The sequence below is a fragment of the Streptomyces sp. CB00316 genome (genome assembly GCF_001905595.1).
GTDB lineage: Bacteria > Actinomycetota > Actinomycetes > Streptomycetales > Streptomycetaceae > Streptomyces.
Map to the genome: position 1 here is coordinate 232,519 of NZ_LIXI01000009.1, position 21,258 is coordinate 253,776.

Annotated in this window: 24 protein-coding genes and 1 pseudogene; 11 read left to right on the forward strand and 14 right to left on the reverse strand. The window is 71.6% G+C overall.

Going from position 1 to position 21,258, the window contains the following annotated elements:
• Positions 1–57: 57 nt before the first annotated feature.
• Positions 58–927, forward strand: coding sequence for an alpha/beta fold hydrolase (locus AMK21_RS24870; RefSeq protein ID WP_073881393.1), 870 nt, complete (start codon positions 58–60; stop codon positions 925–927).
• 40 nt (positions 928–967) lie between these two features.
• On the forward strand, positions 968–2,929 hold the full coding sequence (locus tag AMK21_RS24875) for an acyl-CoA dehydrogenase (RefSeq protein ID WP_073881394.1): 1,962 nt from the start codon (positions 968–970) through the stop codon (positions 2,927–2,929).
• A 337-nt stretch (positions 2,930–3,266) separates the two neighbouring features.
• Here AMK21_RS24875 and AMK21_RS24885 read toward each other — a convergent pair whose 3' ends face one another.
• Positions 3,267–3,869, reverse strand: a complete 603-nt coding sequence (locus AMK21_RS24885; protein WP_073881395.1) for a TetR/AcrR family transcriptional regulator — start codon at positions 3,867–3,869, stop codon at positions 3,267–3,269.
• Between the two features lie 228 nt (positions 3,870–4,097).
• On the opposite strand from AMK21_RS24885, the gene AMK21_RS24890 reads away from it, so the two are divergent.
• Complete coding sequence (locus AMK21_RS24890; protein ID WP_073881396.1) at positions 4,098–5,042, forward strand: oxygenase MpaB family protein; 945 nt, start codon at positions 4,098–4,100, stop codon at positions 5,040–5,042.
• Positions 5,043–5,221: 179 nt separating this feature from the next.
• Here the strand turns inward: AMK21_RS24890 and AMK21_RS34505 are convergent, their stop codons facing one another.
• Positions 5,222–5,386 carry a hypothetical protein gene (locus AMK21_RS34505; protein WP_234422040.1) on the reverse strand — a complete coding sequence of 55 codons (165 nt, stop codon included), beginning with the start codon at positions 5,384–5,386 and terminating at the stop codon, positions 5,222–5,224.
• A 141-nt stretch (positions 5,387–5,527) separates the two neighbouring features.
• Here AMK21_RS34505 and AMK21_RS24895 point away from each other — a divergent pair, with 141 nt between their 5' ends.
• A complete protein-coding gene (locus AMK21_RS24895) occupies positions 5,528–6,181 on the forward strand; it encodes a DUF6518 family protein (protein WP_234422041.1) in 654 nt (217 codons plus the stop codon).
• 66 nt (positions 6,182–6,247) lie between these two features.
• On the opposite strand, the gene AMK21_RS24900 is transcribed toward AMK21_RS24895, so the two are convergent.
• The 4 genes from AMK21_RS24900 to AMK21_RS24915 form a co-directional block, all read right to left on the reverse strand.
• The gene (locus tag AMK21_RS24900) at positions 6,248–6,514 is read right to left on the reverse strand and encodes a DUF4235 domain-containing protein (RefSeq protein WP_073881397.1); all 267 of its coding nucleotides are present in this window, start codon (positions 6,512–6,514) and stop codon (positions 6,248–6,250) included.
• On the reverse strand, positions 6,511–6,978 hold the full coding sequence (locus tag AMK21_RS24905; RefSeq protein WP_073881398.1) for a DUF3618 domain-containing protein: 468 nt from the start codon (positions 6,976–6,978) through the stop codon (positions 6,511–6,513). Before AMK21_RS24905 ends, AMK21_RS24900 begins: the two co-directional genes overlap by 4 nt.
• Entirely contained in the window at positions 6,975–7,388 is a 414-nt protein-coding gene (locus tag AMK21_RS24910; RefSeq protein ID WP_073881399.1) for a phage holin family protein, read from the reverse strand. Before AMK21_RS24910 ends, AMK21_RS24905 begins: the two co-directional genes overlap by 4 nt.
• 151 nt (positions 7,389–7,539) lie before the next feature.
• A complete protein-coding gene (locus AMK21_RS24915; RefSeq protein ID WP_073881400.1) occupies positions 7,540–8,586 on the reverse strand; it encodes a YihY/virulence factor BrkB family protein in 1,047 nt (348 codons plus the stop codon).
• Between the two features lie 163 nt (positions 8,587–8,749).
• Between AMK21_RS24915 and AMK21_RS24920 the strand changes: the two genes are divergently transcribed.
• The gene (locus tag AMK21_RS24920; protein ID WP_107429987.1) at positions 8,750–9,625 is read left to right on the forward strand and encodes a SigB/SigF/SigG family RNA polymerase sigma factor; all 876 of its coding nucleotides are present in this window, start codon (positions 8,750–8,752) and stop codon (positions 9,623–9,625) included.
• 133 nt (positions 9,626–9,758) lie between these two features.
• On the opposite strand, the gene AMK21_RS24925 is transcribed toward AMK21_RS24920, so the two are convergent.
• The gene (locus AMK21_RS24925) at positions 9,759–10,238 is read right to left on the reverse strand and encodes an ATP-binding protein (protein WP_073881497.1); all 480 of its coding nucleotides are present in this window, start codon (positions 10,236–10,238) and stop codon (positions 9,759–9,761) included.
• A 271-nt stretch (positions 10,239–10,509) separates the two neighbouring features.
• Here AMK21_RS24925 and AMK21_RS24930 point away from each other — a divergent pair, with 271 nt between their 5' ends.
• Positions 10,510–11,379 carry a universal stress protein gene (locus AMK21_RS24930; protein ID WP_073881401.1) on the forward strand — a complete coding sequence of 290 codons (870 nt, stop codon included), beginning with the start codon at positions 10,510–10,512 and terminating at the stop codon, positions 11,377–11,379.
• 74 nt (positions 11,380–11,453) lie between these two features.
• Complete coding sequence (locus AMK21_RS24935; protein WP_234422042.1) at positions 11,454–11,630, forward strand: hypothetical protein; 177 nt, start codon at positions 11,454–11,456, stop codon at positions 11,628–11,630.
• A gap of 7 nt (positions 11,631–11,637) precedes the next feature.
• Here the strand turns inward: AMK21_RS24935 and AMK21_RS24940 are convergent, their stop codons facing one another.
• Complete coding sequence (locus AMK21_RS24940) at positions 11,638–13,260, reverse strand: phytoene desaturase family protein (protein ID WP_073881402.1); 1,623 nt, start codon at positions 13,258–13,260, stop codon at positions 11,638–11,640.
• 48 nt (positions 13,261–13,308) lie between these two features.
• Complete coding sequence (locus AMK21_RS24945; RefSeq protein WP_073881403.1) at positions 13,309–13,788, reverse strand: SRPBCC family protein; 480 nt, start codon at positions 13,786–13,788, stop codon at positions 13,309–13,311.
• A gap of 330 nt (positions 13,789–14,118) precedes the next feature.
• Between AMK21_RS24945 and AMK21_RS24950 the strand changes: the two genes are divergently transcribed.
• Positions 14,119–14,910 carry a SigB/SigF/SigG family RNA polymerase sigma factor gene (locus AMK21_RS24950; protein WP_073881404.1) on the forward strand — a complete coding sequence of 264 codons (792 nt, stop codon included), beginning with the start codon at positions 14,119–14,121 and terminating at the stop codon, positions 14,908–14,910.
• An 18-nt stretch (positions 14,911–14,928) separates the two neighbouring features.
• Here AMK21_RS24950 and AMK21_RS24955 read toward each other — a convergent pair whose 3' ends face one another.
• Positions 14,929–15,465 carry an isochorismatase family cysteine hydrolase gene (locus tag AMK21_RS24955; protein ID WP_073881405.1) on the reverse strand — a complete coding sequence of 179 codons (537 nt, stop codon included), beginning with the start codon at positions 15,463–15,465 and terminating at the stop codon, positions 14,929–14,931.
• Positions 15,466–15,595: 130 nt separating this feature from the next.
• Between AMK21_RS24955 and AMK21_RS24960 the strand changes: the two genes are divergently transcribed.
• Together AMK21_RS24960 and AMK21_RS24965 are read left to right on the forward strand one after the other, a co-directional pair.
• The gene (locus tag AMK21_RS24960) at positions 15,596–16,786 is read left to right on the forward strand and encodes a zinc-dependent alcohol dehydrogenase (protein WP_073881406.1); all 1,191 of its coding nucleotides are present in this window, start codon (positions 15,596–15,598) and stop codon (positions 16,784–16,786) included.
• 27 nt (positions 16,787–16,813) lie between these two features.
• The gene (locus tag AMK21_RS24965; protein ID WP_073881407.1) at positions 16,814–17,860 is read left to right on the forward strand and encodes an SDR family oxidoreductase; all 1,047 of its coding nucleotides are present in this window, start codon (positions 16,814–16,816) and stop codon (positions 17,858–17,860) included.
• A 77-nt stretch (positions 17,861–17,937) separates the two neighbouring features.
• Here the strand turns inward: AMK21_RS24965 and AMK21_RS34510 are convergent, their stop codons facing one another.
• The 4 genes and pseudogenes from AMK21_RS34510 to AMK21_RS24980 form a co-directional block, all read right to left on the reverse strand.
• Positions 17,938–18,069, reverse strand: coding sequence for a hypothetical protein (locus AMK21_RS34510; protein ID WP_324613925.1), 132 nt, complete (start codon positions 18,067–18,069; stop codon positions 17,938–17,940).
• Positions 18,035–18,597 (reverse strand): annotated as a pseudogene (locus AMK21_RS36280) (SDR family NAD(P)-dependent oxidoreductase); the annotation flags it as partial. The pseudogene AMK21_RS36280 and the gene AMK21_RS34510, both read right to left, overlap by 35 nt.
• Positions 18,596–19,705, reverse strand: coding sequence for an FUSC family protein (locus AMK21_RS24975; RefSeq protein ID WP_073881408.1), 1,110 nt, complete (start codon positions 19,703–19,705; stop codon positions 18,596–18,598). The pseudogene AMK21_RS36280 and the gene AMK21_RS24975, both read right to left, overlap by 2 nt.
• Positions 19,702–20,496 (reverse strand): RNA polymerase sigma factor SigF, encoded by a 795-nt coding sequence (locus tag AMK21_RS24980; RefSeq protein WP_073881409.1) that lies wholly within the window; start codon positions 20,494–20,496, stop codon positions 19,702–19,704. Before AMK21_RS24980 ends, AMK21_RS24975 begins: the two co-directional genes overlap by 4 nt.
• 174 nt (positions 20,497–20,670) lie before the next feature.
• Here AMK21_RS24980 and AMK21_RS24985 point away from each other — a divergent pair, with 174 nt between their 5' ends.
• Entirely contained in the window at positions 20,671–21,204 is a 534-nt protein-coding gene (locus tag AMK21_RS24985; RefSeq protein WP_079181242.1) for a VOC family protein, read from the forward strand.
• The last annotated feature ends 54 nt before the right edge of the window (positions 21,205–21,258 follow it).

Below are 21,258 nucleotides of genomic sequence, written 5' to 3' on the forward strand. Positions count from 1 at the left end.
AACCGACCGGACGGCCCGGACCGATGAGTTTTCGGAGCGGGAATGGTCTGCCCAGGTATGAAGACTCACACGCTCAAGACAGCCGACGCCGATCTCGTCTACGACGTGCACGGGCCGCTGCCCACCACCCACGGGCGCCCGCCGCTGTTCATGATCGGGCAGCCCATGGACGCCACCGGGTTCGCCGCGCTCGCGGCCCGTTCCTCCGAGCGCACGGTGGTCACCTACGACCCGCGCGGACTCGGCCGCAGCGTCCGCAGGGACGGGCGGGTCGACCACACCCCCGAGACCCAGGCCGACGACGTGCACGCCCTGATCCAGGAGATCGGCGCCGGTCCGGTCGAGATGTTCGCCAGCAGTGGCGGAGCGGTCACCGCGCTCGCGGTCGTGGCCCGGTACCCCGGTGATGTGACCGTCCTGGTCGCCCACGAGCCGCCGCTCATCACCCTCACCCCGGATGGTCCCGCGGCCGTGCGGGCCCGTGCCGCCGTCCGGGACGTTTACGAGAAGCGGGGGTGGGGGGCCGGAATGGCCGCCTTCGTGGCCATGACCTCCTGGGAGGGCGAATTCACCGAGGCGTACTTCGCTCAGTCGGAGGCCGATCCGGCCGCGTTCGGGATGCCGACCGAGGACGACGGATCGCGTGACGATCCGCTGCTGTCCGACCGGTCGTGGGCGATCAGTAGTTACCAGCCGGATGTCGACGCGATCACCGGTGCCCCCACCCGCGTGGTGATCGCGGTGGGGGAGGAGTCCGAGGCCGTCCAGACCGGGCGTACCTCCGTCGCGATCGCCGAACTGCTCGGGCAACCGGTCACCGTGTTCCCGAGCCATCACGGCGGATTCCTCGACGGCGAGTTCGGTTACCCCGGCAAGCCGGACGAGTTCGCCCGCCGTCTGCGTGAGGTACTCGACGGCGCCGCGTGAGGTACCGCGTTATCGCTGCCGGTCGGGGTAGCGAAAGGCTATGAGCACTGACAGAACACCCACCGCTCCCGCGGGATACGTGCAGCCGGAACTCGACGTCCGGGCTCTCACCGAGGTCCTGGACGGCGAGTACGCCGAGGTCCGTGACCTGGTCCGCACCAACCTGGTGACGTACGCCTCGGTCCTCGAGGAGGCCGAGGAGCTCGGCATCGACGCGTACCGCGAGCGGGTGCGCGAACTCGTGGTCGAGATGGCGGCGACGGGGCAGACCGGTATGGGCTTCCCGAAGCGGTACGGCGGAGGTGGTGACGTCGGGGCATCGATCGCCGCGTTCGAGACGCTCGCCTTCGGTGATCTGTCGGTGCTGGTCAAGACCGGCGTGCAGTTCGGCCTCTTCGGCGGCGCGATTCTGCACCTGGGCACCGAACGCCACCACGACGCCTATCTGCCGGACCTGGTCACCGGGAAGCTGATGGGCTGCTTCGCGATGACCGAGACCGGCCACGGCTCCAACGTCCAGGCGCTCGGCACCGTCGCGCGGTACGACGCCGCCGCCCAGGAGTTCGTCATCTCCACCGAGGGCGACCAGGCCCGCAAGGACTACATCGGCAACGCGGCCCGCCACGGTGAGCTGGCCGTCGTCTTCGCCCAACTGGAGGTGGGCGGGGAAACCGAGGGCGTGCACGCCTTCGTCGTACGGATCCGGGTCGGCGGCGAGGTGGCGCCCGGCGTCGACATCGAGGACGACGGCCGCAAGATGGGCCTCAACGGCGTGGACAACGGGCGCATCCGGTTCGACGGCGTGCGGGTCCCCCGCGAGGCACTGCTCAACCGGTTCGCCGACGTCACCCCGGAAGGCGTCTACAGAAGCACGATCGACAACCCCGACCGCCGCTTCTTCACCATGCTCGGCACTCTGGTCCAGGGCCGGGTCAGCGTCGGCGGCGCCGGGGTCAACGCCGCCGAGGTGGCCCTCGCCGTCGCAACGAAGTACGCCCTGCGGCGCCGGCAGTTCGCGGCGGGCTCCCAGGGAGAGGAGCAGCTGCTCCTCGACTACGGCCTGCATCAGCGCCGTCTGCTGCCGCTCATCGCGCAGACGTACGCGCTGCACTTCGCGCAGGACGTCGTACGCACGCAGCTGCACGAGGTCTTCTCCGGCGCGGAGGACGACCCGCAGGGGCGGCGCCGGCTGGAGGCACGGGCCGCCGGAACCAAGGCGCTGGGCACCTGGCACGCCACGCGGGTGATCCAGGAGTGCCGTGAGGCGTGTGGCGGCGCCGGCTATCTCGCCGTCAACCGGTTCGCCGCCCTCAAGGCCGACAGCGACATCTTCACCACCTTCGAGGGCGACAACCACGTCCTGCTGCAACTCGTCGCCAAGGGCCTGCTCACCGACTACGCCAGCGAGTTCGAGGACCTGGACCAGCTCGGCACGGTCCGCTACGTCACCAGCCTCGCCGTCGAGACGGTCATCGAGAAGACCTCGGCCCACAAGCTGCTCGAACGGGTACGTGACCTGCTGCCGGGCGGCGACGAGTGGGACCAGGAAGCAGGGCTGCTGGACTCGGAGTACCAGCTGGCCATGTTCCGCTACCGCGAGGAGCACATGCTCGCCGGAGTGGCCCGCAGGCTCAAGGCCGGAATCGACCGGAAGCGCGACCCGGGCGCCGTCTTCTCGGAGGTGCAGGACCACGTCATCGCCGTCGCCCACGCACATGTCGAGAGGCTGGTGCTGGAGGCGTTCGTCGAGAAGACGCGTACCCTGCCCGAGGGCGGCAACAAGGTGGCGCTGGGGCTGTTGTGCGACCTGTTCGCCCTGTCGACGATCGAGGCGGACCGGGCGTGGTTCATGGAGCACGGCCGGCTGACCGTCCAGCGCTCCAAGGCGATCACCCGTGAGGTGAACGACCTCTGCCGCAAGGTCCGGCCGCTCGCGGGGGATCTCGTGGACGCGTGGGGCATCCCGTCCGCCATGCTGCGCGCCCCGGACCTGGTGGGCTGATCCGCCGCCGAGGCGCATCCCGGGCCCGGCCCCGGGGTGCGCCTCGGTTCAGTCGGTGAACAGCTGGGTCACAGCGGATCAGCTCGTACAGTCCGTAGGCTGGCGGAGTACCCACCCACAGGTGTTCTGTCCCGGGAGGTTGTGGACGGGTGAGCCAGAACTCGGCTGAGGGATCTTGAACAGGTGAGGGCCTTCCGGTTCGGTGTGGATTGCGACGTCTACACCCACAGAAGGGCCCTCGTGTCCCGCCGCAACGCACCCCTGACCGAGACCGGACGTCTGCGTCCGGCCCGCTGCGTGGTCGAGGACGGCCGGCCGCTCTCACTGGGCAATACAGCTAGGCCCGGGGCGACGTCGCCGCGATCACCAATTGCACGCAGTGCGCCTCCAGCCGCTCGCGTGGCACGTCGAGCGTGCCGTGCAGCCACCCCGCGAAGAGGTTCGCCAGGCCGCCGACCAGGGCGTGCGCGGCCATCCGGCGGTCGACGGCGTCCCCCCTACCGGCGAGCTGACCGCCGACGAGGTCGGTGAACACCGGCATGAGGCGGTGGCTGTGGGCGCCGAGCACCGGGTCGGCGAAAGGCTCCAGGAGCAGCAGGCGGCCCTTGTGCGGTGCGTCCAGGACCAGGGCGACGAAGGCGGCGACGGCGGCCCGGGCCCGTACTTCCAGCGGTGGGCCGCTGAGCGCCACGGCCTTCTCCAGGGCGTTCCTGGCCTCGTCGGCGACCCGCTCGAAGGCAGCGAGGAGTAGGTCGTCGCGCCCGGTGAAGCTCTCGTAGAAGTAGCGGTCCGTGAGGCGCGCCTGTCTGCAGACGGACCGGACCGTGACGGCCGCGCACCCCTCCTCGCCGGCCAGGCGCTCGGCGGTGTCCAGCAGGACCTGCCGACGGGCCGCGCGGCGATCGGCGAGCTTGGTCCCGCCCCAGCTCCGTTCCGCCAACTCCGGCCCCCTCGTCTGCCGTTGACCGCCCCCTGTCGGCCCGCCCTCCGTCGAGACGATTGACGACAGCCGTCCGCACATTCTAACTTGATGACAGGTGTCCTCAGATGGTCCTCGGCGCAACTGCCGGGACGATCCACCACGCCACGGTCACGAACACGGCCGCAGTCACCAAAGCAGCCACGGAACAGAGCGGCCCCGGAACGGAATCCCTCACCGGAGGTACACGTGACAGCGTCAGCCCACGGACCTGCCCCGACCGACCCGAGAACCGTCGAACCCCTTGGCCCCGACTCGCTCACCTGGCGCTGGTTCGGCGACTGGAGGGGCCTCCTCCTCGCCCCCTGGGCCGGGTCGATGCAGAACATGCACCCCGAACTGGGCGCGGGCGTCGCCGAGCACTCCCGCTTCTTCGAGGAGCGCTGGGAGCGCCTCTTCCGCTCGCTGTACCCGATCGGGGGAGTGGTGTACGACGGCCCGCTCGCCGCCCGTACGGCCCGTGAAGTGCGCGGCTACCACGCCTCGATCAGCGGGGTCGACGAGCGCGGCCGCCCGTATCACGCGCTCAACCCGGGCACGTTCTACTGGGCGCACGCCACGTTCTTCATGCTCACCGTGCAGGTGGCCGAGCGCTTCGGTGGCGGCCTCACCGAAGCCCAGCGGCACACGCTCTTCGACGAGCACGTCCGCTGGTACGCGCTGTACGGCCTGTCCATGAAGCCCGTTCCCCGCAGCTGGGAGGAGTTCCAGAGATACTGGGACCACATGTGCGCCGACGTCCTGGAGGACAACCGGCCGACCCAGGACGTCCTGAACATGCGGCGGATCGCCAAACCACCTCTCCTGCGGCTGCTGCCCGCGCCGCTGTGGGCCGTCGCCCGGATCCCGATCGTCCGGCTGACCCTGTGGATGACGATCGGCCTCTATCCGCACGCCGTACGCGAACGCCTCGGGCTGCGCTGGACTCCCCACGACGAACGGCTGCTGCGCGCACTGGGGCGGCTGGTGCACCACGCCTGGCACTGCGTTCCCGAGCGTCACCGCTTCCACCCCCGCGCCCGTGCGGGCTGGGACCGCGAGCGGGGCCGTTCGGCGACGGGCCCGGTGGAGACGCCCGCCCGGAACCTGCCGCCGGAGGAGCGGCGCGGGCTTCCGCAGCACTACGTACCGTAGAGCTGCCCGGCCCGGGCGCTGGGACGGGGCCTCGCCGCCCGGCCAGATCAGGCCCGCCCAGCTCAGGCCCGCCCAGCTCAGGCCCGCCAGCTCAGGCCCGCGCGGCTCAGGTGGCTGGTGTACTCCTCGCGCCCGTGGCAGTCCAGGAGTTCCCCGCCCGCCGGGCCGACAGAGCGGCTTCAGCGCGCGGGGGCCGTGCGGCCGAGGGCGAAACGGGCGGTGCCCGGCCGTCCTTCGGCCAGGTCGGCGGCCAGTTCGCCGATGGCGGGTCCGAACTTGGAGCCGTGCCCGGAGAAGCCGGCCAGCACGGTGACCGGGCCCCCGGTCGCCGCGTCATCGTCCATGTGCCGGGACCCGGCGACGGAGAGGCTTCCCCGCAACAAAGATGCTATGCGCTGCATGTATACGTGAGGTGTATAGTCGAGAACTCCTGAGGATCTTTGAGAGCCCTGAAAGCTCCTGAAACCGTGACCATGGAGACGACGATGACCACCAGCACCATCCCGGACGCCCCCGCCGCGCCAAGGAGCGACGTGCGCGCCCGGGCCGGCCGCGCCGCTGTGGCGACGGGCGGTGGTCTGCTCCTCGGCGTGCTCACCAACCTGGCCCAGGGATGGCTGCCCGACGCCTGGCAGCAGCTCCCCAACTCCGGAGCGGTCTGGTCCACCGTCGCCTTCGCCGTCGGGGCGCTGCTGTATCGGCACGAGAGGCTCCTACAGGCCGCGTCGGGCGGCGCGGGTGCTGAGGTCGGACTGGTGCTCGGGTACTACGGGTACGCCGAGTTCGGGCGGGACGGGGCGGGCAGTCTCTTCTTCCCGCTGGTGTGGCTCGGGCTTGCTCTCGTCGCCGGGCCTCTGTTCGGTGTCGCGGGCTGGTGGTGGCGGCGTGGCCGGGACACGCGGCGCCGCGTGGCAGGACTGGGCGCGTTCGCCGGTCTCTGGGGGATGGAAGGACTGCTGTACGCGGTGGACCTCCACCACATTCCGGAGGCGTACACCTGCCTGGCGCTGTTCGCCCTGATCCCGCTGCTGATGGCCCGTGACCACAAGGAGCGCGCCCTGACGCTGGGTGCCGCGGCGGCCTTCTCCCTGATCGCGTACGCCGTTGTCGTCGTCCCCCTCCACATGGTCAGCGCCTGATCCCTGCCCCGACCTGCCCCCGGGCGGTGCCGGCCCTCCTGCGGAACGGGCCGGCACCGCGGCGGGTCAGGCCGGCCAGGCGCCCGTGACGCGCCGGGTCGCCCGGGCGCCCGAGCGTTCGACCGCTGCCTTGACCACGGCGAAGATCGCGCCCTGTACGGCGGCGGCGAGAAGGATCTGCCGCCACGGGCGGCCCTCGTCCAGGGCGTCCGGGGCGTCGCCCTCGCCTTCGATGAGCTTCCATGTCTGCTTGAACGCCGCGCCCGCGATCATGCCGCTGACCGTACCCAGGGCGAAACCGACCGGTTTGTAGGCGATCTTGGCCCCCTTCACCGGTTACGCCCCCGGCTACGGCGGATCAGGAGGAAGGCGACCAGCAGCGCACCGCCCGCGATGAGCGGGGCTCGGTTGGCGCGGGCGGCCGTCGCGGCGCGGTCCGCCTTCTCCAGCAGCGGGTCGGGCGTCTTCTCCGCCGCGTACCGCCGCGCCTGAGCCGCGCTCTCGCGCACCTGCGCGGCGGCCTGTGCGGTCTTCTCCAGCACGGCGTCCGGCGTCCTGTCCTTCACCAACTGCGCGGCCTGCTCCGTCTTCTCACGGATCTGTCCGGAGGCCAGCGCGGCCTTCTCCGCGGCCTGCTCCTTCACGGCCGCCGTCTTCTCCTTCGCCTGCGCCTTGATGTCGGCCTTGGCCGCCAGCGCCTCGACGGTCTGTCCCAGTTCGTCACGCGTCCGCTCGACCTGCTCGCGCAGCTCCTCGGGGGTGGGCGTGCCCATCTTGTTCTGTGATTCGTCGTTCATCGGTGAGCCTTCTCCTTGACCTCGGCCAGATCGGCCTTGACGCTGTCGATGGTCTGTTCGGGGGCGGGGGTGCCTGCCCGGGCGATCTGCTTCTTCCCGGCCAGGGCGGCCACGGCGGCCACCGCCGCCAGCACCGCTGTGACGATGAGCGCCGCCGCCCACAGGGGCAGTGCCAGCGCGAGTGCGGCGATGCAGGTCGCCACCAGCGCCTGGGCCGCCAGGATGCCGACGAGACCCGCGGCGCCGAAGAGGCCGCCGCCCTTCCCGAACCGCTTGCCCTTCTGCGTCATCTCCGAACGTGCCAGCTGCATTTCCTCGCGGACCAGCTCCGAGATCTGCTGCGAGGCACGCGAAACCAGCACACCCACCTGGTCGCCGGTGGGGCCGGCCTGCCGCTCTGCTGTGCTCATGATGAGGTCACCCTGCTCTCCTCGATCGGTCGGAATCGTCACGGGGACGTGGGCCGTTGCGATGGAACGCCTTCGTCCGGATGTGTACGCCGTCGTCGTCCGGCTACCCGGCAACGGCGGCGGCACCCGTCCCGCGACCCACGGACACCGCTCACTGCTCCATCCGGCGGCGGTCCCCCTCGCTCCAGGCGTGGGTGTCACGGGGTTCCACATACGGCTCCTCGTCCTTCGGGTGGCCGCCGGCGATCGCACGCTGGCGGACCATCTCCGCGTCGAATTCCAGCCCCAGGAGGATCGCCAGGTTGGTGATCCACAGCCACACCAGGAAGACGACCACGCCGGCGAGGGCGCCGTAGGTCTTGTTGTACGAGGCGAAGTTCGCGACGTAGAACGCGAAGCCGGCCGACGCGGCCAGCCAGATCACCAGGGCCAGGAAACTGCCCGGGGTCACCCACGTGAACCCGCGGCCCTTGGCGTTCGGCGCGGCCCAGTAGAGGACCGCGATCATGACGGTGACGAGCAGGACCAGGACCGGCCACTTCGCGATCGACCAGATGATCAGAGGAGTGTCCCCGATTCCCAGGGCGGCACCGGCCTGCCGTGCCAGACCGCCGGAGAAGACCACGATGAGGGCGCTGGCACACGCGAGGACCATGAGCGTCACCGTCAGGGCCAGGCGCAGCGGCAGGACCTTCCACACCGGCCGGCCCTCCGGCATGTCGTAGACGGCGTTCGAGGTGCGGATGAACCCGGCGACGTAACCGGAGGCCGACCACACCGCGACGGCCAGACCCGCGATCGCCATGAACGAACCGACGCCGGCGTTGCCCTGGAGCTGCTCCACGGCATCACTGATCACGTCCCGGGCGGAACCCGGTGCCAGCTTCCGCAGGTTCTTCAGGACCTGTTGGGTGGCGGACTCGCCCGCGAGGCCCAGCAGGGACACCAGCACCAGAAGGGCGGGGAACAGCGCCAGCACCCCGTAATACGTCAGCGCGGCGGCCCGGTCCGCGAGTTCGTCGTCCTTGAACTCCTTCAGGGTGCCGCGCAGCACCGCCGTCCAGGAGCGCCGGGGCAGCTCGGTCGGACGGTCCGGCGCCCGCTCCTCCACCTGTTCATCAGGTCCCGCTTCGCCGTCGCGGCGCCCGTTCCCGCCCGTGTGTTCCTTGCCGGGGCCCGACCTCGGTGCGTCTGTCATACCCGGCGGGTGTCCACCACGGCGGTACTCATGTCTGCGAGGCGCGGGTCCCTGGGGACTTCTTATGTCACCGTGCCGCACGCGTGTTCCGTGCCGGCACGGGTAGGCGTAGCCACATGCAGGCGGGATTCCGCGGCAGCGTCCGTGACAGGGAAGGTTCGTAATGTCGATATCCATGGAGGCCACGACCGGGGTCGCCGCGCCGGCGGCACTCGCGCCGGCGGTACTCCCGCAGATCGACGATCCGCAGAAGATGGCCCCGAAGGACGCCCGGGCACTCGGCACGCTCTTCTTCCAGCAGTTGCAGGTCCTCGAAGAAGGCACGCACGAGTACCAGTACGCGCGTAACACACTCATCGAGATGAACCTGTCGTTGGTGCAGTTCGCGGCGAAGAGATACCGCAACCGCGGCGACGGCCAGATGGAAGACATCATCCAGGTCGGCACCATCGGCCTGATCAAGGCGATCGACCGCTTCGAGCTGTCGCGCGAGGTCGAGTTCACCTCCTTCGCCATTCCCTACATCGTGGGTGAGATCAAGCGCTTCTTCCGCGACTCCACGTGGTCCGTCCATGTCCCCCGGCGCTTGCAGGAGCTGCGGGTCACCCTGGCCAAGGCCAAGGAGGAGCTCACCTCCATCCTGGGCCACGACCCCGGCGTCGCGGAGCTCGCCGCGCACCTGGACATCACCGAGGACGAGGTCATCGACGGCCTCATCGCCTCCAACGGCTACACCGCGGGCTCCATCGACCTCCCGCTCGGCGGGACCGAGCAGGGCGCCTCCGACAGCGGCACCAGCTACGCCGACATCACCGGCGACTGCGACCCGGGCATGGAGCTGGTCGAGAACCTCCACGCACTGGCCCCGCTGCTGGAGACCCTGGAGGACCGCGACCGCGAGATCGTCCGGATGCGCTTCGGTCAGGAGATGACCCAGGCTCAGATCGGCGAACATCTGGGCATCTCCCAGATGCATGTCTCCCGGCTGCTCTCCCGGCTCCTCACCACGCTGCGGCACGGCATGCTCACCCAGAACTGAGCCGCCGGAGAACCGGAGCCACCGGAACCGAGCCAAGGACAGAACCCCCACACAAGGACAGAACCCCCACAGCGGCTCGCTGTGGGGGTTCTGTCCGTACCAGGGCCCCTACCAGGACCAGCCTGTCGGAGCCCTACCAGGCCGCGGGGCCCGCCGGATCGCCCTGCGGGCCGTCAAGCAGCGAGATCTCCACGCGGACACGCTTCCCCACGGGTTCACGGCGCACCTCGAAGCTCTCGCAGACCGCGAGAACGATCTCCAGCCCGTGCTGCCCCGTACGCGTCGGGTCGGCCTGCCGGCTGGTGGGCAGCACCGAACCCGTGTCCCACATCGTGATGCTCAGGATGCCGTCGCCTGCTTCGAGGTCGAGGAGGCACGGGCCCGGCGCGTACTTGCAGACGTTCGTGGCCAGCTCGCTCACAACCAACTGCGTGACATCCATGGCCCGCTCCGACACGGGCAGGCCGTGCAGCGACCGCGCCTCGGTCAGGAAGTCCCGGACGAAGCCCCGGGCCCGGGAGATCTCTCCCGAACCCATCTCGTACGCGGCACTGCCCCGCACGGCGCCCGTACCCACTGTCTGCCGGTCCTGTTCGCTTCCTCGGTCCGCCATCAGCAGTTCCACGTCATTTCCCCCCGTCGGTCAGCTGCACCGCACAGCCCTCAAACGCAACCCGCCTACCCGCCGCCACACGTTTCAGTCCCGGATCAGTCCCAGGAAATGTCAGCTTCTGGCCACCGGAGCGCCGTCGGCCTCGTATTTCCGTGCCCGACGGGCCCGCGGGGAGGGCCGATCGGCCCTCCCCGCGGACGGGCCCGGCCGAGATGCTGGTTCCAGCGGTCGGCCGAGGGGCCGGTTCGCACGGACATACGGAGGCAGACTCGTGAAGAAGGCCGTGGTCGTAGGGGTGGACGGTTCGCCGGAGAGTCTGGCGGCGGCCGACTGGGCGGCGCGCGAGGCGTCCCTGCGGGGCCTGCCGCTGCGCATCGTGCACGCCTGGCTCTGGCAGCCGCTGGACATCCCGCTCGTCCAGAACCGGGAGACGGAGGCACAGGCCGCCCGTACCGTGTTGCGGGAGGCAGAGGAGCAGGTGACCGGCCGGTACCCCGAACTGCCCGTATCCAGCCGGGTGCTGCCCGAGACGGCGGTCGTGGCGCTGCTGGCCGAGGCCGAGCGGTCCGCCCTGCTCTGCCTGGGCACCCGGGGCCAAGGGGCTCTCCTCGGCTTCCTCCTCGGCTCCTACGGGCAGCAGGTGATCGCCGGCGCGAAGGGCCCGGTCGTCTCCGTCCGGGCTTACGACGGTGAGTACCCGGTCCGCGAGAACGGCGAGGTCGTCGTCGGCCAGCAGGGCACCCCAGAGGACAGCGCGGACGTGCTCGGCTTCGCCTTCGAGGCCGCTTCCGTACGGGGAGTCCCGCTGCGCGCGGTCCGCGCCTGGAGTCTGCCGCCCGTCTACACCTGGAGCGCCTCCCTGGCCCTCGCCGACGCCTCGGGAGGGCTGGAGCCCTTCGAGCGCAAGGCGCTCCAGGAGGCCCTGGCCCCGTGGCGCGACCGGTTCCCGGACGTGCAGGTCACCGAGCACGTCGAGATGGGGAGCGCCGGGGAGGTGCTGGTGGAGGAGTCGGCCGAGGCGCAGTTGATGGTGGTCGGGCGGCGCGCCCGCCGGGCCCCGATCGGCACCCGGATCGGCTCGGCCGCCCACGCCGTCCTGCACCACGCCCGCTGCCCTGTCGCCGTCGTCCCGCACGCCTGACCCCCCGCCCCCGCCCGACGAGCGAACAGCGGGTACGGGAGCTGCTGTCCGAGCACACAGCGGGCCGTCCCGCCGTGGTGGACGCCCGGTTCAGGCTGGCCGAACTGACCGGGGACGCGGGGGACCCCCGGGGCGCGGCCGACCTCTACGAAGCCGTGGGCCTGGACTGCGTGGAGTTCTACGGGCCTTACCGCCCCCGGGTCCTTGACGCGTACGAGCACATGGCCCGGCGGATCGCCGCACCCTCCTGACCTGGCCTCAGGACTCCCCGCCCCGCCCCCGCCGGCTCATCATCCGCTGCGCGGCGGACAGGGCCGTCGCTGTCGCGCGGGTCGAACGCAGGGCGGCCCGGGCCGCGTTGGCGCCTGGGGCCCCGTGGACGCCGCCGCCCGGGTGCGCGGAGGCGGAGGCCAGGTAGAGCCCCTCCACCGGGGTCTCGGGGCGGCCCGTGCCCGGCACCGGGCGGAAGACCAGCTGCTGGTGCATCGCGGCCGTGCCCCCGTTGATCGCACCCTGGTGGAGACTGCGGTCCGCCGCCTGGAGCGCGGGCGGGGCCAGGATCCGCCGGGCGAGGACGCGGCCGCGGAAGCCGGGGGCGTACCGCTCCACCTGCTCCTCCACCCGGTCCGCCATCCGCTCCTCCTCCGCCCGGTCCCACGCGCCGGACAGGCCGTCCGCCCCCGCGTCCGCCTTCACGCTGTGGGGGACATGGGTGTAGGCCCAGGTCGACTCGGTGCCCCGGGGCGAACGGGTGGCGTCCGCCGTGGTCATCTGCCCGAAGAGGACGAAGGGGCGGTCCGGGATCAGGCCGCGTGCGATCTGGGAGGCCCACCGGCTGAGTTCGTCGACCCCTTCCGCCAGGTGTACGGTCCCGGCCGTGGCCGCTGCCGGGCTGTCCCACGGGACGGGGCCGTTCAGCGCCCAGTCCACCTTGAACGTGGCGAGGTCCCACTGGAACCGCCGCATGTCGTCGAGGAGCCGGTCCGGCAGATGCTCCGCGGCGACCAGCGACCCGTACAGGCTGGGGGCACAGACATCGGCGAGCACCGCACGGCGGGCCGGGAGCGCGTCCCCGGACGCGGTACGGACCCCCACGGCCCGGCCCTGCCGTACGACGACCTCGCTCACCCGCTGTCCGCACCTCACCCTTCCCCCACGGGCCTCCAACCGCGCTACCAGGGCCGCGGTGAGGGCACCGGCGCCCCCGACCGGGACCGGAAAGCCGCGGGTCTGCCCCAGCATGGACATCAGCCAGCCGAAGCCGCCGCTGCCCGCCGCCTCGGGTGCCAGATCCGCGTGCAGCGCGTTGCCCGCCAGCAGGAGCCGGCCGCCCTCGCCGGCGAACTCCTCCTCGCCGAGCCTGCGTACGGGAAGGAGAAGGCTGCGGGCCAGCCGCAGCCCGCCCGCCGCCCGCAGCCGGGCGAGCAGCTTCCCGCCGGCGAGGACCGGAGGGAAGGGGGAGAAGAGGGAGGCGACGATGTCGCCGCCCAGCCGGTCCCAGACACCGCACAGGTCCAGCCAGCCCTGCCCGTCGCCGGAGGCGAAGCCGTCGAGGCCTTCGGCGGTGACCGCCCGGTCGCGGTCCAGCACGGCACACCTGCCGTCCAGGAGAGGGTGGGCGAGCACCCGGGGCGCGTGGCTCCAGCGGAGCCCCTCCCGTTCGAGGTCCAGCGCCGCCAGCACGGGCGAGACCGCCGCCAGCGGGTAGAAGGAGCTGAACAGGTCGTTGACGTAAGCGGGATGGACCCCCCGGTCACTGCGGACCGCGCCCCCCGGTTCGTCCTGCTCCTCCAGGACCTCCACGGACCAGCCGGCGTCGGCGAGCACATTGGCGGCCACCAGGCCGTTGGGTCCGCTCCCGATCACTACCGCGTCGACCATGGCGCAGTCCTTCGCCCGGGAGCGCGCCCACGGGACAGGGGCCCCGGATCAGCCGGCCGGTGCGGTGGCACGCCCGCCCCCGTCCGGTTCCGGGGCCGTCACCCGTTCCACCAGCCGGGCGAGGCGCGCCAGCATGGTGCGGTGCCGGAGCTGGAGCAGGGTGTCCAGCAGGGGATTGTGCAGCGTGCCGCCGAGGCCGCGCAGCGGGTGCTCGTCGACGATCACGAGGGTCTGCTCGCCCCACGGCCGGATGTCGAAGGCGATCCGGGCCGTACCCCAGGGGCCGCCCTCCGCCTCCAGCTCCAGCCTGCCCGGCCGGTCGATGCACCGGACGACGGTGCGGCCGCTGAACCGCTTGGGCCCCACGTGGACGTGGTAGGTGATGGAGGCGCCGGTCTCGGGCCAACGGCCGTTCTCAGGGCGGGAATCGGAGGTCCCGACCACCCACTCCCCGTACAGGGTCTCGTCCTCCAGGACCGACCAGACCGCAGTCGGCGGCCGGTCGATGAGGTGGTGCCGCACGGCCATGATCCTCCTCGCTTCGCACAGCGGACGCTTCGCGCCGGGGACGATCTGTTCTCGCGTGCCATTCTGCCCCGGGCCGGGCGATCCCGCCGCTCGGCGAGCGCGCACCGGCTGAGGCAGGGGCGTATGCGGCGGACGGCCGGTCGGGTGAATGCACCGGTCCCCGGTTTTCGCGGCCGCTCCGGCGTGGCAAGGCCACGGAGTGCTTCGGAGGTGAGGTACGTCCCGGCGACGGATGCCGTGCGGGTCGCGCTCGTCGGCGTAACGACGCGCTCCGGCGCCCCGTCTCCCGGCGACAACCATCTTGTACGGCGAGGAGATGAGCCGCCCCCCATGCCCGAGGAAAGCCGGTACGCCGACGACCCCGACACGGCAGCGGACTTCCGGCGTCTCCTGGAGCTGCCCGGCGGGCCCATGAGGGAGCGGCTGCGCGGGGAGATCATCTGTGCCTGGCTGCCCATGGCCCACCGGCTGGCCGCCCGCTACCGCAACCGCGGCGAGACGCTGGAGGATCTGCGGCAGGTCGCGGCGATCGGTCTCGTCAACGCCGTCGACCGCTACGACCCCGGCATCGGCCGCGCCTTCGCGCCCTTCGCCGTCCCCACCATCACGGGGGAGATCAAACGGCACTTCCGGGACCGCATGTGGTCGGTGCACGTCCCCCGCCGGATCCAGAACCTCCGCAACGTCGTCCGCCTCGCCCACGCCGAACTGGCCGCTTCGGGCGCCTCGCCCTCGTCCGCCCGGATCGCCGAGCACACCGGGCTGAGTGAGGAGGACGTACGGCAGGGGAGCGAGGCACTGCACGGCTTCAGCGCCCTCTCCCTCGACGCCGAGACCGCCCCCGAGGGCAGTGAGCTGCTCCTCGGTGACCGCTTGGGGGCGCTGGAGGAGGGATACGACCTGGTGCTGGACCGCGAGGCGGCGAAACCGGGAATCCGCCGACTCGCCGAGCGCGAGAAGCTGGTGCTCTACCTGCGGTTCTTCGCCGGGATGACCCAGAGCGCCATCGCCGCCGAACTGGGCCTCTCGCAGATGCACGTCTCCCGGCTGATCACCGAGTCCTGCCGCCGCATCCGCGAGAGTGCCCGCGAGCAGCCCGTGGAGCAGAGCACGCTCGTGTGACAGCCGTCCGTCGGCCCGTCAGAAGGTGACGGTGTCCGCCGTCCGGATCGAGGCACTCATATTCCGTTCCATCATGCGCAGCGCGGCCTGCGCCAGATCCTCGTGGATATGGGCCACCGCGTCCTCGGGCACGGTGACGCGCAGCTGCCGGATATGTGCGTCCAGCGCCGAATAGAGAACACACTGCTCCGTCACCTGGCCGCAGAGCACGACGTGATCCACATCCAGTCGGGAGAGCAGGTAGCTGAGCGGTGTCTCGTAGAAGATGGAATGCCGCGCTTTGACGACGAAGAGGGAATCGTCGTCCGGCAGGATGGGCTCGACCAGTTCGGCGTTCTTCCCGGCGAGAGTCGTCTCGATGATCTCCCCGTGGTGCGATCGCCATTCGCCGAAATTGTCGTTCGCGTAGATGACGGGAACACCCTCGGTGCGGGCACGGTCGACAAGGCGGGTGAGCGGTGGCAGGGCCGCGCGGACGGTGGGAACGAGAAGCTCGGCGTCTGGGTGGTCGTACGCGTTGATCATGTCGATGACGATGAGAGCGCTATTTCCCATGAGGTCATCCTGCCACCGCGTCCGCGGAGCGACATACCGGTGTTTCGCGAGGCCTCCCCTGGGAACTCGGCACTCGTTCGTCACCCGGGGGAAAAGCCGTGAAATCCGACGCGAAACAGGGAGTGGCACCGTGCGCGCATTGACCTATCAGGGAAAGCGGGACGTCCGGGTGGAGACCGTTCCGGACCCGAAGATCCAGGATCCGACGGACATCATCGTCAAGATCACCTCCACCGGGATCTGCGGCTCCGATCTGCATCTCTACGAGGTGCTGGGCCCCTACCTCGATCCGGGCGACATCCTCGGCCACGAACCGATGGGCATCGTGGAGGAGGTGGGCCCCGAGGTGCACTCCGTCGCCCCGGGGGACCGGGTGGTCATCCCCTTCAACGTGTCCTGCGGGCACTGCTACATGTGCGGTCAGGGACTGCACTCGCAGTGCGAGACCACCCAGGTCCGCGAGCGCGGCTCGGGTGCCTCTCTCTTCGGCTACACCAAGCTCTACGGGCAGGTGCCCGGGGGCCAGGCCGAGTACCTGCGGGTCCCCTTCGGCAACGACCTGCCCATCAAGGTCCCGCACGGCCCCTCGGACGACCGGTTCGTCTATCTCTCCGACGTCCTGCCGACCGCCTGGCAGGCCGTGGAGTACGCGGACATCCCGCCCGGCGGCAGCGTCACCGTCCTCGGTCTCGGCCCCATCGGGGCGATGGCCGCGCGCATCGCCATCCACCGTGGCGCCGGTCTCGTCATCGGCGTTGACCTCGTCCCCGAACGCCTCGACCGGGTCAGCGGGTACGGGGCCACCTGCCTCGACCTGCGCCGGTACGACAAGAGCAAGGACCTCGGCGACGCCGTCCGGGACCTCACCGACGGGCGCGGCACCGACGCGGTGATCGACGCGGTCGGCATGGAGGCGCACGGCGCGCCCGTCGCCAAGGCCGCGCACGCGGCGGTCGGCCTGCTGCCCGACAAGGTCGCACAGCGCCTGATGGAGACGGCGGGGATCGACCGCCTCACCGCTCTCCACACCGCGATCGACCTGGTGCGCAGGGGCGGCACGATCTCCATCTCCGGCGTCTACGGCGGCTCCGCCGACCCGATGCCGCTACTCACCCTGTTCGACAAGCAGATCCAGCTCCGCATGGGCCAGGCCAACGTCAAGCGCTGGGTCGACGACCTGCTGCCGCTCCTGGTCGACGGCGACCCGCTGGGCGTGGACTCCTTCGCCACCCACCACCTGCCGCTGGAGGAGGGGCCCCGGGCGTACGAGACGTTCCAGAAGAAGGCCGACGGCATGATCAAGACCCTGCTCGTCCCCTGACGGAGATCACCGACGGAAGGAGCTTTCATGGAGACCACCGGACGGCCGGGCGGCAGGCGGATCGTGGTCACCGGGGCCACCGGCAACGTCGGGACGAGCGTCGTGCGCGCCCTGGCCGCCGACCCCGAGGTCGGCTCGGTCCTGGGCCTGGCCCGCAGGCGGCCCGCACTGGAGATCGCGGGCGTCGAGTGGGACACCGTCGACCTCTCGCGCGACGACAGCGAGGAGCGGCTCACCGGCCTGCTGCGCGGCGCGTACGCCGTCGTCCACCTGGCCTGGCGCTTCCAGCCCACCCACGACCCGGTCGTCACCTGGCAGAGCAACGTGCTCGGCTCCCAGCGCGTCTTCCGCGCGGTGGAGCGGAGCGGGGTCCCCGCCCTGGTGCACGCCTCGTCGGTCGGTGCCTACTCACCGGGCCCCAAGGGCGAGCCCGGCGTGGACGAGGAGTGGCCGACCCACGGCTGGCCGGACGCGGCCTACTGCCGGGAGAAGTCCTACCTGGAACGCGTCCTCGACACCTTCGAGCTGCGGCACCCGCAGATCCGGGTGGTCCGGATGCGCCCCGGCTTCCTCTTCAAGGAGACGGCCGCGCCCGAACAGCGGCGCATCTTCGCCGGCCGCCACGTCCCCGGCAACCTCCTCCGCCCCGACCTGCTGCCCTTCGTGCCCGACCTGGAGGGGCTGCGGTTCCAGGTGCTGCACACCGACGACGCCGCCGAGGCGTACCGGCTGGCCGTGCTCAAGGACGTACGCGGCCCCTTCAACCTGGCGGCGGACCCGGTGATCGACGCCCGCATCCTGGCAGAGCTGCTCGACGCCCGGATCGTACGGGTCCCGAGGGCGCTGGTGCGTACGGCGCTCGCGGGCGCCTGGCGGGCCCACGCCGTACCGGCATCGCCGCACCTGTTCGACGCGGTGCTGCGGCTGCCGGTACTGGACTCCACCAGGGCCCACGAGGTGCTGGGCTGGCAGCCCACCCGTACGGCGCAGGAGGCGCTGAACGCCTTTCTGCGCGGGGTACGGGAGGGCCGGGGCGAGGACACAGCCCCGCTGGCCGGCCACAAGGTCGGCTGAGGCCCGGCGGGGCAGTCCAGCAGGTTCAGCTACGGCTCGTGGCCCCGGCGCGGACACCGGCCGGGGCCGCCGCCACGTCACCGATCACGAACCCCGCTCCTGGGCGCCGCCGGAATCCGGCGCAGCGGGATGCGCAGGTCCTGTTCCGCGACGTCGTACGAGGTCCAGGCGAGGAACCTCGCCACCTCGGCCAGGACGGCGATGGTCACGTCCTGCCCGGGGCACCGGTGGCCGTCCACCGGGCCGCATCGGGGCGGCGATCCCGCCGGGGGCCACCGCGTTCACCGTGATGCCGTACTCGGCCAGTTCCAGGGCCATCACCTGCGTCAGCGTCCCAGGCCCCCCTTGGCCGCTTGGCCGCGCAGTAGGGGGCCGCTCCGACTCGCGGCTGGTACTCGTGCACCGAGGTGATGTTCACGATGCGTCCGCCGTCCCCCTGGGCGATCATCCGTCGGACGGCCCGCTGTGAGCAGAGGAACGGTCCGATGAGATCGACGTCGATCACCTGCTTGACCGTCGCGTGGTCCAGGTAAGAGGAATCGGGTGGAGGTCCCGGTGCCCGCGCAGTTGACGAGGACGTCGACCCGGCCCAGCTCGTCCGCCAGGGCGTCCACCACATGCGGACGGCCGACGTCCGCCGCGCGGGCGGGCACCACCGTCACCGGGTGCCGAACATCCGGCCGCCTCGGGGCGGTGGGTTCGGGAGAGGCCGGGCCTCGTTCCGCGAGCGAGCGGTCAGGTGACGGCCGCCGCCGTCCCGCCCTCACCGGGCGACAGGTCGTCAAGCAGGGCATGACAGCCGGCCACCAGACTGCCGAGCGAGGCACCTGCATCGGGCTCCGGTCCATGGGGCTGCCTCTTGACCGAGGCGAGGGCGCGGTGGGCCTCGGCCAGACGGGCGCTGCGCCGACCGCGCAGCTCTTCGTCCGGACCGTGCTCCATGACCAGCTGGTCGACTGCGCAGACCTCCGCGGCGGCGGCCAGGAGATCACTGAGGTCGTTCAGGGCCGGGCGCGGCGGCCGAGGCAGTCCCCGCCCCTCGGCAGCGGTCTCCCACAACGCCAGCGTCAGCGTCAGGAAGCGGTCCCCCACCCGCGCCCAGACGACGTCCCACGCGTCGGACGGTTCGGGAGTCCTGCGGCGTAGGCGGTGGCCGGGGTTGAGCCGGAAGCTCTCGGTGGCCCACCCCCGTGCGACCCGCAGCTCCGAAAGGTCCCCGAGCATCTCCACTGCGGCCCGGTACCACTGTTCCGCCTGCTCCTCGTCGTAGTCGTCGGCGATGCCCTCGCTCAGCCGGCGCAACAGGCGGGCGCAGTCGCGCGGCAGCGCGCATGCCAGCCGGTTGACGTGCTGGGAGTGCACCGGAGGCAGGACGAGGGCGTTCACCGCGATGCCCACGGCGGCCCCCACGGCGGTCTCCAGCAGCCGGTGTCCGACGGCCGACAGCGAGTAGGAGCCGTAGGCCAGCACGAACAGCGCGGTGGTGGGCGCGTACAGGCCCTGCCCGCCGACCGGAGCCCAGTTGCCCAGCAGTACGGCGAGCGGCAGTGCGATGATCATGGCGGTCATGGTGCTGTCCGTGAGGAGGGCGGCTCCGGCGGCGAGCAGCGTCCCGGCCGTGATCATCAGGAACAGCTGGAGAGCGGTGCGCATCGAGCGGTAGACCGTCCCCTGGACCAGGGCCACGGCCGCCCAGGGCGCCATCAGCGCCATCGGGGCCGCCAGCCACCATCCCGTCACCGCCCAGGCGAGGAAGGCCGCGGCCGCCGCTTTGAGGGACTGCACGACCTGGTACCGGTCGGGTCGCCCGACGGACGGGGCCAGGCGGGCCAAGCGCCCCTTCACACGGCTTCCCTGAGTGCCCCGGCGCGTACGCGCTCGCAGGACTGGCTGATCAGGCGGGAGACGTGCATCTGGGATATGCCGAGGCGCTTCGCGATGCCGACCTGGGTCATGTCGCGGAAGTACCGCAGGTACAGGATGGTCCGCTCACGCTCGGGCAACGTGCGCAGTCCCGGCTTGGCGGCCTCGCGGTCGACGGCGACGTCCAGGGCGTGATCCCAGGAGCCCAGCCGGTCGGCCAGAGCGGTTCCCCCGTCGCCACCCGCCGGTTCGGCGTCCAGGGACAGGGCGCTGTAGCTCTCCAGGGCCTCCAGGCCGAGCAGGACGTCCTCCTCGCAGAGGCCCGCCTCCGCCGCGATCTCGGCGCAGGTGGGGGCACGCCCACCGAGCCGCTGGGCGAGGTCGCGCCGCGCTGTCCGGACCTGGTTGCGCAGGTCCTGGACCCGGCGGGGAACGTGCACGTCCCAGGTGTGGTCGCGGAAGTGCCGCTTCAGCTCACCCGTCACCGTCGGTACGGCGAACGTCTCGAAGGCCTTGCCCCGCCCGGGGTCGTAGCGGTCCACCGCCTTCACCAGCCCCATCGCGGCCACCTGGCGCAGATCGTCCATCGACTCGCCCCGGTTGCGGAAGCGGGCCGCCAGCCGGTACGCCATCGGCAGCCAGGCGCAGATCGTCTCGTCGCGCAGGGCCTCCCGCTCCGGCCCCGGCGGGAGCGCGCTCAACCTCCGGAACGCCGTGTCGGAGGACGGGACGTCCGCGTCCGACAGCAACTCGGGGGTAGGTGCAGCCGGCATGGTGGTCACTCCTCGACGACGATGCTCGATCGCCGTGGGAGTGCTCGCAACCGGACACAGGCCGCCCGGGACTCCCACGGGCGCCTCATGTCCGAAGCGCAATCCGCCCCCTACCCTCCCTAAACGGGTCCAAACGTGTGAAATCCGTTCGGTGGGGACGGGGCGGCCGCCGACGTGAACGGGACCGCAGACCGGATCCGCGAACGGGGAGCGACCGTCGCGGTCGGCCCGCTCGCCGTGGGGGAGGGGCGGGCGGCGATCGCCTCCGACCGGGACGGTGCCGTCTTTGGGGTCTGGGAAGGCGCCGCACCCGTCTGGTCGTCCGGTGCTGCGGGCCCTCTGCCGTGGCTGGAGCTGCGGACCCGGGACGCCTTCGAGGCCGCCCAGTTCTACGGCGAGGTCTTCTCCTGGCCGCGCCCCGGGCCGGACGGCATCGGCGTCGCGTACGAGGAGGAGAAGGTGGTGGCCCGGATGGCCGGCCGGCCCATGGCCGTACTCCCCGGCGGAGCGGTCGGTAGCGCCCCGGACCCGAGGATCCGGCTGCGGTGGATCGTCCACTTCCCGGTGGACGACGCCCCCCGGGCGGCGGCACAGGCGGACCGGGCGGGCGGAGAGACCTTCCCTTCGCCCGGCGTACGAAGCTCCGAGTACGTCGTCCGGGACGCGGAAGGAGCGCTGTTCACCGTGGCCGAGGGCGCGGGTGTGTGAGGGCGCCGGTCCCTGAGGGGGGCGGCGACCGGCCCCGCCCCCGGCTGGGCTGGC

Coding starts and splice junctions, on each gene's coding strand:
- AMK21_RS24870 (WP_073881393.1), top strand. CDS start 58: ATGAAGACTCACACGCTCAAGACAGCCGACGCCGATCTCGTCTACGAC.
- AMK21_RS24875 (WP_073881394.1), top strand. CDS start 968: ATGAGCACTGACAGAACACCCACCGCTCCCGCGGGATACGTGCAGCCG.
- AMK21_RS34505 (WP_234422040.1), bottom strand. CDS start 5,386: ATGGACGATGACGCGGCGACCGGGGGCCCGGTCACCGTGCTGGCCGGC.
- AMK21_RS24895 (WP_234422041.1), top strand. CDS start 5,528: ATGACCACCAGCACCATCCCGGACGCCCCCGCCGCGCCAAGGAGCGAC.
- AMK21_RS24905 (WP_073881398.1), bottom strand. CDS start 6,978: ATGAACGACGAATCACAGAACAAGATGGGCACGCCCACCCCCGAGGAG.
- AMK21_RS24910 (WP_073881399.1), bottom strand. CDS start 7,388: ATGAGCACAGCAGAGCGGCAGGCCGGCCCCACCGGCGACCAGGTGGGT.
- AMK21_RS24915 (WP_073881400.1), bottom strand. CDS start 8,586: ATGACAGACGCACCGAGGTCGGGCCCCGGCAAGGAACACACGGGCGGG.
- AMK21_RS24920 (WP_107429987.1), top strand. CDS start 8,750: ATGTCGATATCCATGGAGGCCACGACCGGGGTCGCCGCGCCGGCGGCA.
- AMK21_RS24925 (WP_073881497.1), bottom strand. CDS start 10,238: ATGGCGGACCGAGGAAGCGAACAGGACCGGCAGACAGTGGGTACGGGC.
- AMK21_RS24940 (WP_073881402.1), bottom strand. CDS start 13,260: ATGGTCGACGCGGTAGTGATCGGGAGCGGACCCAACGGCCTGGTGGCC.
- AMK21_RS24945 (WP_073881403.1), bottom strand. CDS start 13,788: ATGGCCGTGCGGCACCACCTCATCGACCGGCCGCCGACTGCGGTCTGG.
- AMK21_RS24950 (WP_073881404.1), top strand. CDS start 14,119: ATGCCCGAGGAAAGCCGGTACGCCGACGACCCCGACACGGCAGCGGAC.
- AMK21_RS24955 (WP_073881405.1), bottom strand. CDS start 15,465: ATGGGAAATAGCGCTCTCATCGTCATCGACATGATCAACGCGTACGAC.
- AMK21_RS24965 (WP_073881407.1), top strand. CDS start 16,814: ATGGAGACCACCGGACGGCCGGGCGGCAGGCGGATCGTGGTCACCGGG.
- AMK21_RS24980 (WP_073881409.1), bottom strand. CDS start 20,496: ATGCCGGCTGCACCTACCCCCGAGTTGCTGTCGGACGCGGACGTCCCG.